11 protein-coding genes are annotated in these 13973 nt (G+C 58.5%); 4 read left to right on the plus strand and 7 right to left on the minus strand.

All coding sequences use genetic code 11. The annotated features are described in order from the left end of the window. The first annotated feature begins 280 nt into the window (after positions 1-280). From GYN08_RS01775 to GYN08_RS01790, 4 genes are all read left to right on the plus strand, one after another. Positions 281-1027 (plus strand): DeoR/GlpR family DNA-binding transcription regulator, encoded by a 747-nt coding sequence (locus GYN08_RS01775; RefSeq protein WP_166271920.1) that lies wholly within the window; start codon positions 281-283, stop codon positions 1025-1027. 3 nt (positions 1028-1030) lie between these two features. Further along, positions 1031-1942, plus strand: a complete 912-nt coding sequence (gene pfkB / locus GYN08_RS01780; protein WP_166271922.1) for a 1-phosphofructokinase — start codon at positions 1031-1033, stop codon at positions 1940-1942. A 93-nt stretch (positions 1943-2035) separates the two neighbouring features. Continuing rightward, positions 2036-4012, plus strand: coding sequence for a PTS fructose transporter subunit IIABC (locus GYN08_RS01785; RefSeq protein ID WP_166273070.1), 1977 nt, complete (start codon positions 2036-2038; stop codon positions 4010-4012). A gap of 213 nt (positions 4013-4225) precedes the next feature. Continuing rightward, on the plus strand, positions 4226-5302 hold the full coding sequence (locus GYN08_RS01790) for a glycosyltransferase (RefSeq protein WP_166271924.1): 1077 nt from the start codon (positions 4226-4228) through the stop codon (positions 5300-5302). Positions 5303-5419: 117 nt separating this feature from the next. Here the strand turns inward: GYN08_RS01790 and GYN08_RS01795 are convergent, their stop codons facing one another. The 7 genes from GYN08_RS01795 to GYN08_RS01825 form a co-directional block, all read right to left on the minus strand. Then, on the minus strand, positions 5420-6001 hold the full coding sequence (locus GYN08_RS01795) for a YtxH domain-containing protein (protein WP_166271925.1): 582 nt from the start codon (positions 5999-6001) through the stop codon (positions 5420-5422). 124 nt (positions 6002-6125) lie between these two features. Beyond that, positions 6126-6488 (minus strand): YtxH domain-containing protein, encoded by a 363-nt coding sequence (locus GYN08_RS01800; RefSeq protein WP_166271927.1) that lies wholly within the window; start codon positions 6486-6488, stop codon positions 6126-6128. A gap of 64 nt (positions 6489-6552) precedes the next feature. Beyond that, the gene (locus GYN08_RS01805) at positions 6553-8268 is read right to left on the minus strand and encodes an ABC transporter ATP-binding protein (protein ID WP_166271929.1); all 1716 of its coding nucleotides are present in this window, start codon (positions 8266-8268) and stop codon (positions 6553-6555) included. 195 nt (positions 8269-8463) lie between these two features. Continuing rightward, positions 8464-9657, minus strand: a complete 1194-nt coding sequence (locus tag GYN08_RS01810) for an alanine--tRNA ligase-related protein (RefSeq protein WP_166271931.1) — start codon at positions 9655-9657, stop codon at positions 8464-8466. A gap of 295 nt (positions 9658-9952) precedes the next feature. After that, positions 9953-10408 carry an SdpI family protein gene (locus tag GYN08_RS01815; protein WP_166271933.1) on the minus strand — a complete coding sequence of 152 codons (456 nt, stop codon included), beginning with the start codon at positions 10406-10408 and terminating at the stop codon, positions 9953-9955. A 94-nt stretch (positions 10409-10502) separates the two neighbouring features. After that, positions 10503-11555, minus strand: coding sequence for a glycosyltransferase family 2 protein (locus GYN08_RS01820; RefSeq protein ID WP_166271935.1), 1053 nt, complete (start codon positions 11553-11555; stop codon positions 10503-10505). 35 nt (positions 11556-11590) lie between these two features. Next, a complete protein-coding gene (locus tag GYN08_RS01825) occupies positions 11591-13807 on the minus strand; it encodes a glycosyltransferase family 39 protein (protein WP_166271937.1) in 2217 nt (738 codons plus the stop codon). Positions 13808-13973: the final 166 nt, after the last annotated feature.

The raw sequence follows: 13973 nt of genomic DNA on the forward strand, positions 1-13973 counted from the left end.
AAAAAGCTTGAAGAATAGGAAACGAAATAGTCCTTCAAGCGCTCAATTTCCGGATATGGAGGCCCGATATTAAAATCAAGCTCGGGATCGCCCGTGAAGGATTAACGGAAAAAGAAAGAATCATCCAAATGCGGGGAAGCGCAAACATGCTTGCCGTGTCAAGGATGAAAGGGTTTTATCGACAAAAAACGAAATTGAATTTTTTTGAATGTTTTTGAAGACAAATGATTGTTTTTTTGCGGAACGTAGCGTACAATGAATGACAGATGGAGGAATCAAAATGCTGACAGAAGAAAGATACCGAATCATATTACAGCGCTTACAAGCGTCGGGGATCGTGAAGCTGCAGGAGCTGGTCGAACTGCTCGGTACTTCCGAATCGACGGTACGGCGGGATCTGATCGACCTGGAATCGCAGCATTTGCTCAAACGGGTTCACGGCGGGGCTTCCCTGCTGCACCGTCGGAGCGAGGAGCCCGGCATGGAAGAGAAAACGTTCAAAAACGTTCAACAGAAGAACGCAGTCGGTCGCGCCGCGGCCCGGCAGCTTCGGGACGGAGAATGTATCTATATCGATGCGGGAACGACGACGCTGGCGATGATTCCTTTCATTGAAGCGCAGGATATTACCGTTGTCACCAACGGCCTCTCGCACGTCGAAGCGCTGGTCAGCAAAAATATTCGCGCTTACCTGCTCGGCGGCATGATGAAGAGCCATACGAAAGCCGTCATCGGAAGCATCGCGCTTCAAAACATGGATAATTTCAGATTCGACAAAGCCTTTATCGGAACCAACGGCGTGAATGCGGAATTCGGATTCACGACGCCGGACCCGGAAGAAGCGCTGATCAAGCGCAGAGCCCGGCAGCTGTCGGAACGTTCGTACGTTTTGGCGGACGCCAGCAAGTTCGGGGAAGTCGCCTTTGCGAAACTGTTCGATCTCAAGGAAGCGACCATCATTACGGATTCGATTCCGGAGCGGTGGAGAAAGCCGATTCTTGAGAAAACCAAAATAATCGAGGGATGAACCATGATCTACACCGTAACGCTCAACCCTTCAATCGACTACATCGTGGAAGTGGAAGATCTGAAGCTGGACGCGCTGAACCGCATGAAACGCGATTTGAAGCTCCCGGGGGGAAAGGGAATCAACGTATCGCGAATCTTAAGCCGGCTCGGCATCGAAAATACGGCGCTCGGATTTCTGGGCGGATTTACCGGCCGATTTATCGAAGACGTGCTGAAAGCGGAATCGATCGTCACCGACTTCGTTCAAGTGCAGGACGATACCCGCATCAACATTAAGCTCAAGCACGGCGGAGAAACGGAGATCAACGGGCTGGGACCGCGAATAGGAAGCGGAGAGGCCGAGGCGCTGGTGGAGAAACTGCGAGCGCTTACCGAAGACGACATCGTCGTTCTATCGGGCAGCGTGCCGCCTTCGCTCGGAGGCGCGTTCTACGATCGGTTGATTGCCGTCATTAAGGAACGCGAAGCCCGCTTCGTGATCGATACGACGGGAGAAGCGCTGCTGAAGGCTCTGCCTCACGGCCCGCTGCTCGTCAAGCCCAACCATCACGAATTGGCCGAGCTGTTCGGCGTCGAAATCGAAGGCCGCGAAGACTTGATCAAGTACGGCCGCAAGCTGCGCGAAATGGGCGCGAAAAACGTGCTGATTTCGATGGCAGGCGACGGCGCGCTTCTTGTTACCGAAGAGCAGGTCTACCACGCAAACGTACCGAAAGGCGAAGTGAAAAACTCCGTCGGATCGGGCGACTCCATGATCGCCGGTTTCGTCGGCACGCTGTCGAAGACGGGGGACCCGCTGGCTGCGCTTCGCACCGGAACGGCTTCCGGCAGCGCCACCGCCTTCTCGGACGACCTGGCCGAACGCGCGAAGATCGATTCGCTGCTCGAACAGGTTCAAGTGAATCCCGTATAACGCATCGCCCATAAATGAGCAGCAGCGCCCGGAAGGGCGAATCAACGGCGCGCCGACCGCGCGCCGACATCACCTCCAGAGGAGTGGAACATGATGAGAATTACGGATCTGATGATCGAGCCGGTCATGATCTTGGACTTGAAGTCCATTACGAAAGAAGCCGTGATCGACGAACTGATCGCATCCCTGAATAAAAGCGGAAGAATCAACGATGCCGCAGCCTTCAAACAGGCCATTTTGGCCCGCGAAGCCCAGTCGAGCACCGGAATCGGCGAAGGTATCGCAATGCCGCACGCCAAAACGAGCGCGGTCAACGAGCCGACAATCGTGTTCGGCAAAAGCTCGCCGGGCGTCGAATACGAATCGCTCGACGAACAGCCGGCCCACTTCTTCTTCATGATCGCCGTGCCGGAAGGCGAGTCCAACTTGCACCTGCAGGCGCTGAAGCAGCTGTCCCGCATGCTGCTCGACGCGGACTTCCTGGGACGTCTGCGCGAAGTCAAGACTCCGGCCGAAGTAACGGCGCTGTTCAACGCCGCGCAGGCGGATTCCGAAGGCGCATCCGGCAAGCAGGCCGAAGCAGCCAGACAGTCCGATTCGTCCGTAGGCGGAAGCGCTTCCGGCATGGCCGACGTCATCGTCGGCAATCCGGATTCCGACCAGTTCGTCGTGGCCGTCACGGCCTGCCCGACAGGTATCGCGCACACGTTCATGGCGGAAGACGCGCTGAAAAAGAAAGCGAAAGAGCTCGGCATCAATATCCGCGTCGAGACGAACGGTTCCGAAGGCGTCGGCAACGAATTGACGGCGGCCGAGATCGCGCGCGCAAGCGGCGTCATCATCGCGGCGGATAAGAACGTCGAAATGGCGCGCTTCGACGGCAAGCCCGTTCTGCAGCGCAAAGTCAGCGACGGCATCCGCAAACCGGAAGAACTGATCCGCAAAGCGGTCACCGGCGACGCGCCGATCTACCGCCACGAAGGCGGAGCGGCGTCCGGAGGTTCCGATGCGGGCGGTAAAGTCAGCGTAGGGGGCAAGATCTACAAAGACCTCATGAACGGCATCTCGCACATGCTTCCGTTCGTCGTGGGCGGCGGTATCCTGATCGCCATCTCGTTCCTGTTCGAACAGTACGGCGGCGGCGGAGAGAACAACCCGATCTTCAAGCTGCTGATGAGCATCGGCGGAGGCGACGGCGCGTTCCACTTCCTGATTCCGATTCTCGCAGGCTTTATCGCAATGAGCATCGGCGACCGTCCGGCTCTCATGCCGGGTGTCGTGGCCGGTTACATGGCCTCCACGTCCGGCGCCGGCTTCCTGGGCGGCCTGGCTGCAGGTTTCCTCGCCGGTTACATCGTCATCGGTCTGCGCAAGCTGTTCAAAGGCCTGCCGAAGAGCATTGACGGCCTGAAACCGATCCTGATCTATCCGGTACTCGGCCTGCTCGCAGTCGGTCTGATCATGTACTACATCATCGATCCGGTCTTCGGCGGCCTGAACACTTGGATTACGGGCGTGCTGGAAAACCTCGGTACGGGCAACGCGGTTCTGCTGGGCTTGATCCTCGGCGGCATGATGTCCATCGATATGGGCGGTCCGTTCAACAAAGCGGCTTACACGTTCGCGATCGGCATCTTCACTTCGACAGGCGACGGCGCATGGATGGCGGCCGTTATGGCGGGCGGCATGGTTCCTCCGCTGGCGATCGCCCTGGCGACGACGTTCTTCAAAAACAAGTTCGACGAGCAAGAACGCAAATCCGGTATCACCAACTACGTGCTGGGTCTGAGCTTCATCACGGAAGGCGCGATTCCGTTCGCGGCCGCCGACCCGCTGAGAGTTCTGACTTCCTGCATCATCGGTTCCGCGGCAGCGGGCGGCCTGACTCAGCTCTGGGCCATCAACGTTCCGGCTCCGCACGGCGGCATCTTCGTCGCCGCGCTGGCGAACCACGCGCTGCTGTTCCTGCTGACCGTCGTTATCGGTTCGGTCATCTCGGCTCTGATCCTCGGCTTCTGGAAAAAGACGCTGGCCGAGCGCGCCGAAATCGCGGCGAAAAAAGCGGCTTAATCCGATTCGCTTAACCCTTCGATAACTTTCACGAAGACCTTCCCTTAGGGAAGGTCTTTTTTACTGCAAAATCCAAATGAAAGAAAATATGAAAATCCGATCGCCGGACTGGTTCGATTTTCAGAAATCCCGGTTAATAACGGGTATTCTGTATGCCTTGCGTTTATCAAGCATTTTGAAAATCGGATTCCGGAAAATAGGAGGGGTCAGCGGGTGAAGCCCAGCGTAAGTATCGTCGTGCCCGTTTTTAATGTGGAAGAGTATCTGCGCAAGTGCTTGGACAGCTTGACCGCACAGACGCTGCGCGAAATCGAGATTATCGTCGTGGACGACGGTTCGACGGACGATTCGTTCCGGGTCGCTTCCGAATGCGCGGAGCGGGACGACCGAATCCGGGTTATCCGTCAGGAGAACCGGGGGGTAAGCGGAGCGCGCAATGCCGGACTGGACGCCGCTTCGGGAGAATACATAGGATTTGCCGACCCGGACGACTGGGCGGAGCCGGGCATGTTCGAAGCCCTTTACAAAAAAGCGAAAAAGGACGGCGCGGACTTTTGCGCTTGCGATTACCGTCTCGTTTACGAGGACCGAAGCGTATCGAACGTACTGGAGCTGCGCGAAAGTTCCATGAGCATCGCGGAATACGGACTGGACCGGATGTGGAACGAGAAAAAGTTCGCCGCTGTCATTTGGAACAAAGTTTTCCGCAGGGCGATCATCGAAGAACACGGACTGAGATTCGAATCGACCCGCAACGTGTTCAGCGAAGACGTGCTGTTTAATTTGTTTTTCCTGCGGCACGCCGACAAAGCCTCTTCGGTCGAAGGTTCGTATTACAACTACTTCCAGCAGCGTCCGGGTTCGCTGATGAACAGCATCAAGCCGGACCACTTGAAGCGGGAGCTGTTCCTGGTGGATCGCTTTGCCGAATATTATGCCACTTATCCCGACGCGGATATCCGCGACCGAATGATGCTTCGTCTGTTTTTCGAGCGCGTGCAGAACAGCTGCATGTATAATCTGGAACGCCGAGGCCGGGTCGGAAACACCTGGAAAGAACTCGGCGAAGCCAGACGGCACGAGCTGTTCGGCCGGAGCATGCGAACCGCGGCTTCGGAAAAAGAAATTTGGCTGCCGATGCGAATATTTGCGCGCTTGTCGGGACAAGGACTGCTGCTGCCGGCGGCCTGCTATATGCATGCGTTCGGCGCCGCTTCCCGAGTGAAGAAGAGCCTTAAAGCGAAAAAAACGTTCAAGCCGTCCGAGACGCCTCCGGTCCAAACCACATAACGATACTCCGCCGGCGAGTTTCGCGGCCGAGCGGCTTCCGGAACGGAAATAACCGAAAAAAAAGAGCCTCCCTCCGGGGAAGCTCTTTTTTTTGATTGGGCGACTGTCGTTCCGCGCTTAACTGCCCGCGCTGCTGATGCGCGCCTGCGCGTTTTTGACGACGGCGGCCGTTTCCTGGGTCTGCTTTTTCAGCTTGGCGATGTCGTCCTGCAGCTGCGTATCGTTCTCCTGCTCGCGCTGGAAACGGTCCAGCTCGACTTTGAGGTCGCGGACGGCCGCTTCGATCTCGGTTTTCCATTCCATGGCGACTTCGCCGACTTCTTTGCCGAACGCGATCAGCTCGCGGCTTTTGTCCGCGGCGATCTGGCCTTTGACGCGAAGCGCGGCGATCGCGCTTTGTCCTTTGTCCTTGGCGGTATAAAGCGAAGCCTGACCCTTATCGCGCAGGGAAGCGGCCGTCGTCAAGCTTTTGTCTTTGAGGTCGATCGCGGTGACGACGCTCTTGTCCTTCAAGTCGATCGCGGCCACGACTCCTTTGTCCTTCAGCTCAAGGCTCTTGTCCTTCAGATCGACGGCCTTCTCCGCGAGGAGCTGGCGCGTGTCCGTTCCCCGCTGCGGCGCGAACAGCAGTGCGGCTGCGCCGCCCACCGCGGCGCCTGCCGCCAATCCGGCGATAAATTTCAATGTTTGGTTCGACATATGTAAAGCCTCCTGTCTAAAAAGGTTCTCCTTTAGTATTACCCAGACGCGCGTTTCTGAACAGAGCCAGCGGGCAATCGGCCGAAAAAAAGCCGTTCCCCGGGCGGGAACGGCTTTTTTTCGTTTATTCTTCGTTCCCTTCCCGCTTCGTATCGGGCTGCGGGACGACCCGCAGAGGGGGAGCGAGGTCCGGAGATTCTTCATCTTCGGAATCGCCGCCCGGCGACGGCTTGAGTTCAAGTGTCTCGATGGCTTCGATCCAGTCTTCGTCATGGGTGATCTCCCTGCCGAGCGCGATCAGGTCGCGCGTTTTCTCGGCGGTCTCGTGGCCCAGCTCCATTCCGAAATCCTTCGTTTGGCCTGCCAGTTTCCTGATCTGCTGCCGGGTTCCGGCCCCTTTGCGGGAGGTCAGGAACCACACGGCTCCGGCTCCCGCCAGCGTGCCGATCACGATCCGGGCCGTGCGCCGTTTTGCCGCTTCATCCATCGATTATCACGTCTCCTCATCGAATCAAGCGATTGACCTTCATCTGTATATTAACCCGATTCGGTCAGCTGCCAAACTGCGCTTGATGCAGGCGGCTGTAAATGCCCCCCGCCTCGACGAGCTCCTGATGCTTGCCCTGCTCCGCGATACCGTCCCGGTTCACGACAATGATGCGGTCCGCATTCCGGATCGTGGCCAGACGGTGCGCGATCACGAGCGTGGTACGTCCCACGGCAAGCTCGGCCAACGATTTTTGGATCGCCATTTCCGTCTCGGTGTCGAGCGCCGAAGTCGCTTCGTCGAGAATAAGGATCGGCGGGTTTTTCAGGAACATGCGAGCGATCGCCATGCGCTGCTTCTGACCGCCCGACAGCTTCACGCCGCGTTCGCCGATTACCGTATTCATGCCTGCGGGCATGGAGCGGATGACGTCGGCCAGATGCGCGCGTTCCGCGGCGTCCCATATTTCTTCAAGGGTGGCATCGAGCCTGCCGTAAGCGATATTTTCTTGAATCGTGCCGGAAAACAGGAAGACGTCCTGCTGCACGATGCCGATCTGCTTGCGCAGCGATTCCAGCTTCAAGTCGCGGATGTCCATGCCGTCGACCGTGATCGAGCCGGCGTCCACCTCGTAGAATCGGGGCAGCAGGCTGCAGATGGTCGTTTTGCCCGCGCCGGACGGCCCAACGAAGGCCACGGTCTCGCCGGGATGAATCTCCAGGCTGATATCGTCGAGAATCGGACGCTCCCGTTCATAGCCGAACGAGACACGGTCGAAACGGATTTCGCCGCTGAGCGAATCGACGGACTTGGCGTTCGGCGCATCCTGGATATCCGGTTCGGTGTCCATGATCTCCAGGTAGCGGCGGAAGCCGGCAATGCCTTTCGGATAGCTCTCGATGACCGCGTTGATTTTTTCGATCGGGCGGAAGAAGACGTTGGCGAGCAGTTGGAAAGCGACGAATTCGCCGATCAGAATCTCGCCGCGGATAAAGAACCAGGCGCCGAAGATCAGGACGAGCACGCTGATCAGTCTCATCATCATATAGTTGACGGACATGCTGCCGGCCATCGTTTTGTAGGCGAGCAGCTTCGTTTTGCGAAAAGCCTGATTGTCCACGTCGAACAGCTTGCGTTCGTGCTCTTCGTTGGCGAACGACTGCACGACGCGGATGCCGCCGATATTGTCTTCGATACGGGAGTTGAAATTGCCGACGTTGCCGAACAGCTGCCCGTAGGTGCGGGTCATGCGGCGGCCGAAGAAAATGATCAGCCAGGCCATGACCGGAATGATGATAAAGGTGATGATCGCGAGTTCCGGGCTGATATTGTACATCAGGGCGAACGAACCGAGCAGCGTCATGACGGCGATAAAGACGTCTTCCGGCCCGTGGTGGGCCAGCTCGCCGATATCGTTCAAGTCGTTGGTGACCCGCCCGATCAGATGCCCGGTCTTATGATTGTCGTAGAACCGGAACGACAGCTTCTGCAGCTTGGCGAACAGAGTTTTGCGCATGTCGGTCTCGATGTTGATGCCGAGCATATGTCCCCAATACGTCACGACATACTGCATCGCCGTATTCAGCGCATAAATCGCCAGCAGCCCGATGCAGGCGGCCAGAATCAGGCTCCAGTTGCCGCCCGGCAGCAGATCGTCGATAAACACGTTAACGGCGAGCGGGAAGGTCAGCTCGAGCAGGCCGGCAAATACGGCGCAGCAAAAATCAAGCAGGAACAGCCCTTTGTAAGGCCGGTAAAAGGCGAAGAAACGTTTCAACATGTCGATGCCAATCCCTCTTTTCTTTCTTAATCGGTGAGAATCATTCTCTATCATAGCCCGCCGGAGAAGGGATGGGCAAGATAAAATTAGCCGAACAAGCAATCAAAAAACAGCAGCCGGGCGAACGGCGCGCCGGCCGCTGTTTTTTCGCAGGCATGGCGCTGGAACCAATCCCGCCATACCTTCAACGATCCGCTAAACCCGGCCCGCCCCCAGCTTCCCGATCAGCGCCTCGTAGCAGGCAGTCAGTTCCGATTCCGAACCGAAGCCGGCCTGAGCGGATTTGTCGCCGCCTCCTCCGCGTCCGCCGAAGGCGGGCAGCGTCTCCTTGAACAGGGCGCCGCAGGAGAATCCGGCTTCTCCGCCGTGGGCGAGAAGCAGCTTGGCTTCCGGCAGGGAGCCGAGCAGCACGGGCAGACGCGTGCGTGCCGTCAGCGAGGCGGCCAGACTTTGAAGCTCCTTCATCGTTCGGTCTTCGAACAGCCCGGAGACGGCGCCGTCGGAGCGTTCCGCTTCTTCGAGCAGTTCCCGAGCGGCGTATTCGTCCAGCCGCTGCCGCAGCGCGTTCAGCTCGGCCTGCTTCGCGCGATCGTCTTCGCTCCACTTATCCAGCCGCTCGGCCAATTCTTCCTTAGGGACGCTGAGCTTGGCGGATAGGGAGGCCAGAACTTTATTTTGAGCGGCAAACTCGTTCAGGGCACGGAAGCCGGTCTTGAAAGTCAGGCGCAGGCGGCCTTTCTGCTTGTCCGCGCGCAGCAGCTTGAGCAGGCCCAGCTCGCCGGTCGCGTCGACGTGAGTCCCGCCGCAGGCGTTGTATTCGATGCCTTCGATCTCGACGATCCGCACCTTGCCTTCGACGGAAGGAGCCTTCACCAGCGGAAGCTCGGCCGCTTCTTCGGCACTGACGAAGTAGCTGCGGATCGGCAGGCTGCGCATGATTCTCGCATTCACTTCGCGCTCGACCGCATCCAGCTCGTCTTCCGTCCACTCGGTGCGATCGACGTCGATCGTCGCGTACTCCTCGCCCAGATGGAAGCTGAGCGTCGGCGCGTTAAGCAGATCCAAGCAGGTCGCCGACAGCAGATGCTGGCCGGTATGCTGCTGCATATGGTCGAAGCGGCGTTCCCAATCGAGCGAGCACGGCACTTCGCTGCCCGCCGCGCCGGGCGATCCGTCCACGAGATGCAGCACTTCGCCGTTTTCGGAGAACGTGTCCAGCACCCGGGCCGTGCCGATCGTTCCGGTATCGCCCGGCTGTCCGCCGCCTTCGGGGTAAAAAGCCGTGGCGTCGAGCTTTAGGTACAGGCCGTTTTCGCGCTGAACCTTGTCTTCGATCCGGGCATTCCAATCGCGGATATAAGCGGAATCGTAGTATTTTTTGTGCGTCATGACGTTCTCCTTTTCATGTCCGGCGGACCGCGGGCGAAGCGTCGGCCCTTCGCGCGCCGGAAGAGTCTGCTTGAATGGTATCCCATATCGGGAAATCAGGCAAACGGGTTTTGCGAGAGGGAGGTGAACGTCGTCAGCGAGCTGAACGGAGAACGCTACGTGGACCACGACGTGCAGAAGAAAGGCTGATCGGCGGTACATTTGATTACGCTCCTGCGGGTGAAAAAGAGAAAAGACCGTTCGTCTCGGTCGACGAACGGTCTTTTTAATGCGGAAAAGAAGGAGGTTCGGCCGGTCAATGCGGAACCGAACGGCGGTAAAACAGATAGGAAGCGGCATAATTAACGACGAACAAGACGATAATGACAGGAAAAGTATCGTCGGAACCGGATCGAAACAGCGAAAAAAAGAGCAGCAGCATTCCGTTCGACATAAATGTCAATCCAGCGCAACGATGAGTGGACCGCCAGACTTTCGGATCGGATAATGTCCATTTGTTGCGGATGCCGAACGCGACGTTCGGACGGGCGCGGAACAGCAAGTTGCCTATGAAAATCAGCAGAGCTCCGGCAGCGAAAGGAAGAAATTCCTGCAGTAGGCCTTGCCCGTAGTTGTAGAGCAGAAGGGAGAACTGTGCGGCAGTGAGAAGGAACTGAACGGCAAGACTGATTCCTGACCTCCGCTTTATTTTGTGGAACTTTTTGAAGACATCCCCTGGCCGAGAGCCTCCGACGGCGCAGCATGTATGCATAGCGTCGGCCAGCTGAGATTGGTCCGAAGACTATATGTCCGTCCCTCGACGTTACCGGGGATGGACGGGATCATTCACGGCGCCTTTCGGAGCTTCAGTTGCGGTCGCGACCTTTTCCCGCTTGAGGACGAACGACCGTGCCGACGGATACGCCGCCCCCGGTCGGATAATGGGTGCGATCGCGGACATTCGTTTGGCGCGCCGGAACGCGCCGCGTGTTGAGCGTCTCGCGGACGATGTAAAGCGGGCGGCCTTTGACTTCGTCGTAGATGCGGCCGATATATTCGCCGATGACGCCCAGCATGATGAGGGTGAAGCCGTTGAAGATCAGCATGAGGCAGACGGTGGACGTCCAGCCGCGAATCGTATTGTCGGTAAACAGAGCCATCGCGACGGCGTAGAGCATGTACGCGAATCCGGCCGCAGACATGATGCCGCCCGCGTAGCCGGCCAGCTTCAGCGGTTTGTGCGAGAAGGAAGTCAGGCCGTCGAGGCAGAGCTTGATCATTTTCTTGAGCAGATATTTGGTTTCGCCGGCAAGGCGTTCGTCGCGTTCGTATTCGATCGCGGTCTGCCGGAATCCCGTCCAGCTGACCAGGCCGCGCACGAACGGATTGCGTTCGCCGAGCCGGTTCATCTCGTCGCAGACTTTGCGGTCGATAAGACGGAAATCGCCGGTGTCCACGGGAATCGGCACTTCGGTCGAAGCGCGAAGGACGCGGTAGAAGAGGGCGGCGGACCACTTTTTGAACAGCGTTTCTCCTTTGCGTTTGACGCGCTGCGCGTAGACTACGTCGTAACCTTCGCGCCATTTGTCCAGCATATCCGGAATCAGCTCCGGCGGGTCCTGCAAGTCGGCGTCGATAATGACGACCGCATCGCCTTCGGCATAGTCCATGCCGGCCGTTACGGCGACCTGATGGCCGAAATTGCGAGAGAAATCGATCAGCTTCACCGACTTGTCCCGAAGAGCAAGATCGCGGATGATTTCGGGAGAGCGATCGACGCCGCCGTCGTTGACGAACAGCAGCTCGTAGCTTTCATTCGTACTCCGCATGACGTCCGTCAGCCGGCGGTACGTCTCGGCGATGACCTCGGCTTCGTTGTACATCGGGATAATGACGGAAATTCGTGTCTGGTGGTTCATCGTATTCGCCTCCTAGAAAAGTGGAACGCGCCGGATTACTGCTTCGGCAGCGTAATTTCATACAGCGTCAGGCTGCTGCCTGTGTCCAAGCCGCTCGGCGTGCCCGAAGCGGGAAGGTCCGCGGCGGAAGAACCATGACCTTGCCATTCGGCAGCCGGGATTTCGGTGCCCTTTTCGGCAATCCAGTTCGTGACGTCGGAACTGCCGTCTCGTCCTCCTCCGCCCATGCCGCCGCCGAGCAGGAAATACTTGACTTTGCCGCTGCGCACGAGCGCTTCGAGCGTTTCCGGCGTATAGACCTGGTCGGAAGCGTTGAAGCCGTTCAGGATCACCAGCTTTTCGCCTTCGTCGATCATGTAAGGCGCCGCCGTTGTATAGTTGGTGACGGCCATCAGGTATTCTTCGCCGGTATTGTGTTCGCGCAGATACGTCAGCAGACCTTGATCGGCTGACTGCGATTCGTTCATGCCGCCGAAGCTGCCCCGGGATGCGCTGCCCGAAATCGAGCCGTCGTTATCCGCACCGCCCGCTGCCGCGGAACTGCCGACTACCGGAAGCGAGCCGGCTGTGCGGCCGCCTGGCATTCCGCCTCTAAGGAATCCGCTTTCGGTGTCGGCATAATCCGGGAACCCTCCGGCAGGACCTTTGCCTCCCCGTGCTCCGCCGAACGCCGCGCTTCCGCCGTCCGGTCCGGCTGCCGGGAGCTGCGAGTTTTGTCCGTATACGATGGGAGTCAAAGCCCAGTAGACCGGGCCGACGAACACGGCCGCCAGCGACGCGACCAACGAAGCCCGGCGAAGTCCGGCATGTCCGACGCGCCTGAATGCGGCGAGCAGAGCGGACGAGAGAATGCCCAGCGAGAGGACCGCGATCGACCAGAAGCTTCCGATCGTCCCGTCATACGGCCGAAGAATGGACCAGGAGAAGCCGGCCGTGACGAGTACCGCCGCCGGCAGCAGCCGGGACGACCATATGTCGCGATTGCGGTAAGCGTTCCACAGTTCCGTAACGGCCGTCCCGGCTAGCGCCGATACCGGCGGAGCAAGCATGATCAAATAATACTGGTGGAAAAATCCGGCGATGCTGAAAAATCCCGAGACCGGTACGAGCCAAGCCAGCCAGAAAATGATCTCCTTGTGCTTGTCCGTGAAGTTTCGTCTGCGCCAGCTCGCCAGAACCGCGGCCGCGCCGATCAGACCGAGCGGAATCAGCCAGCTTGCCTGACCGGAGAGTTCGGATTGGAACAGGCGCAGCGGGCCCGCATCGCCGGTATTGAACATGCCGCCTCCCCCGCCGCCCGGAAATCCGCTGTTCGGACCGCGGGACATGCCTTCTCCTCCGAATCCGCCGAAATTCCCGCTGCGGTCGGCGGACTGCCCGTCCGTGGTTCCGCTTTCCGGTCGGGCTTGTCCCGAACCGTTATTCGGGGTCTGAGCCGGACCGCCCGGGGTTCCGGTGCTGCGTTCGCCCGTCAGCCGGGATACGCCGTTATAGCCGAAAGCCAGATTCAACACGGAGTTCGTGCCGCTGCTGCCGATGAACGGCCGCTGGCTCGCGGGAACGGAATCCACGACAACTGCCCAAGAGACGGACACGGCGGCGACTACGGCTGTAGCGGCAGTCAGCGATAAGAGCTTCTTTTTCCAGCCGTATTTGGACGCCAGCAGATAAAAGAGATAGAAAGCCGGCAGCACCATATACGCCTGAAGCATTTTCATGTTGAAGGCGATGCCGACCACGACGAACGCGCCGAGCAGATTCCGTAAGCTGCCGCGCCTCACCGCCCGGAACAGCAGCCAGCTTGCGAGCAGCAGCGTGAATACCAGCAGGCTGTCGATGTTGTTCGTGCGGCTGACCGCGACGGCGACGGGAGTAGTAGCCATTGCGAATGCGGCGAGGCGTGCGGCCCAGGCTCCGAAGGAAGGCTTGACCAGCAGATAGATCAGCAGCACGGAGCCGATGCCGGCCAGCGTCTGAGGCAGGATCACGCTCCAACCGTGCAGGCCGAAAATCCATGCGCTGATCGTTTGAATCCAGAAGGCGACCGGCGGTTTGTCGACGGTCACCGAGCCGGCGGAATCGAGCGAAGCATAGAAGAAGTTATGGAAGTTCTCCATCATGCTCGCCACTGCGACGGTGTAGTACGTATTGGCGTATTTTTCGCTCCAGATGTTCCAGCCGTTCAAAAATAAGGCGGTACATGCCGCGGCGAGCAGCCAGAAGTCCAGCCGAAGCTTCGCTTGGGGTTTCATTCGATTCATTCACTCCTTAGGAAGGGTTAAAGCCGCTGCGGCACGCGCTTTCCGGTGTGGGGCTTTGTTGGTTCTCATTGTGAAGCTTGTACCTGAAACGATCCTGAGAGCCAACTGAATGTTTGCTGAAAGGTCGTGCAATAAGGCATAATGGGGCGTTGAAAGA

The sequence above is a fragment of the Saccharibacillus alkalitolerans genome (genome assembly GCF_011090185.1).
Taxonomy (GTDB): Bacteria; Bacillota; Bacilli; order Paenibacillales; family Paenibacillaceae; genus Saccharibacillus; species Saccharibacillus alkalitolerans.

Bases quoted from the DNA above. Each gene is read 5' to 3' on its own strand.
- GYN08_RS01795 (WP_166271925.1), bottom strand. From the start codon at position 6,001: ATGTCGAACCAAACATTGAAATTTATCGCCGGATTGGCGGCAGGCGCC.
- GYN08_RS01820 (WP_166271935.1), bottom strand. From the start codon at position 11,555: ATGAACCACCAGACACGAATTTCCGTCATTATCCCGATGTACAACGAA.
- GYN08_RS01800 (WP_166271927.1), bottom strand. From the start codon at position 6,488: ATGGATGAAGCGGCAAAACGGCGCACGGCCCGGATCGTGATCGGCACG.
- GYN08_RS01785 (WP_166273070.1), top strand. From the start codon at position 2,036: ATGAGAATTACGGATCTGATGATCGAGCCGGTCATGATCTTGGACTTG.
- GYN08_RS01775 (WP_166271920.1), top strand. From the start codon at position 281: ATGCTGACAGAAGAAAGATACCGAATCATATTACAGCGCTTACAAGCG.
- GYN08_RS01810 (WP_166271931.1), bottom strand. From the start codon at position 9,657: ATGACGCACAAAAAATACTACGATTCCGCTTATATCCGCGATTGGAAT.
- GYN08_RS01805 (WP_166271929.1), bottom strand. From the start codon at position 8,268: ATGTTGAAACGTTTCTTCGCCTTTTACCGGCCTTACAAAGGGCTGTTC.
- GYN08_RS01825 (WP_166271937.1), bottom strand. From the start codon at position 13,807: ATGAAACCCCAAGCGAAGCTTCGGCTGGACTTCTGGCTGCTCGCCGCG.
- pfkB (WP_166271922.1), top strand. From the start codon at position 1,031: ATGATCTACACCGTAACGCTCAACCCTTCAATCGACTACATCGTGGAA.
- GYN08_RS01815 (WP_166271933.1), bottom strand. From the start codon at position 10,408: ATGCATACATGCTGCGCCGTCGGAGGCTCTCGGCCAGGGGATGTCTTC.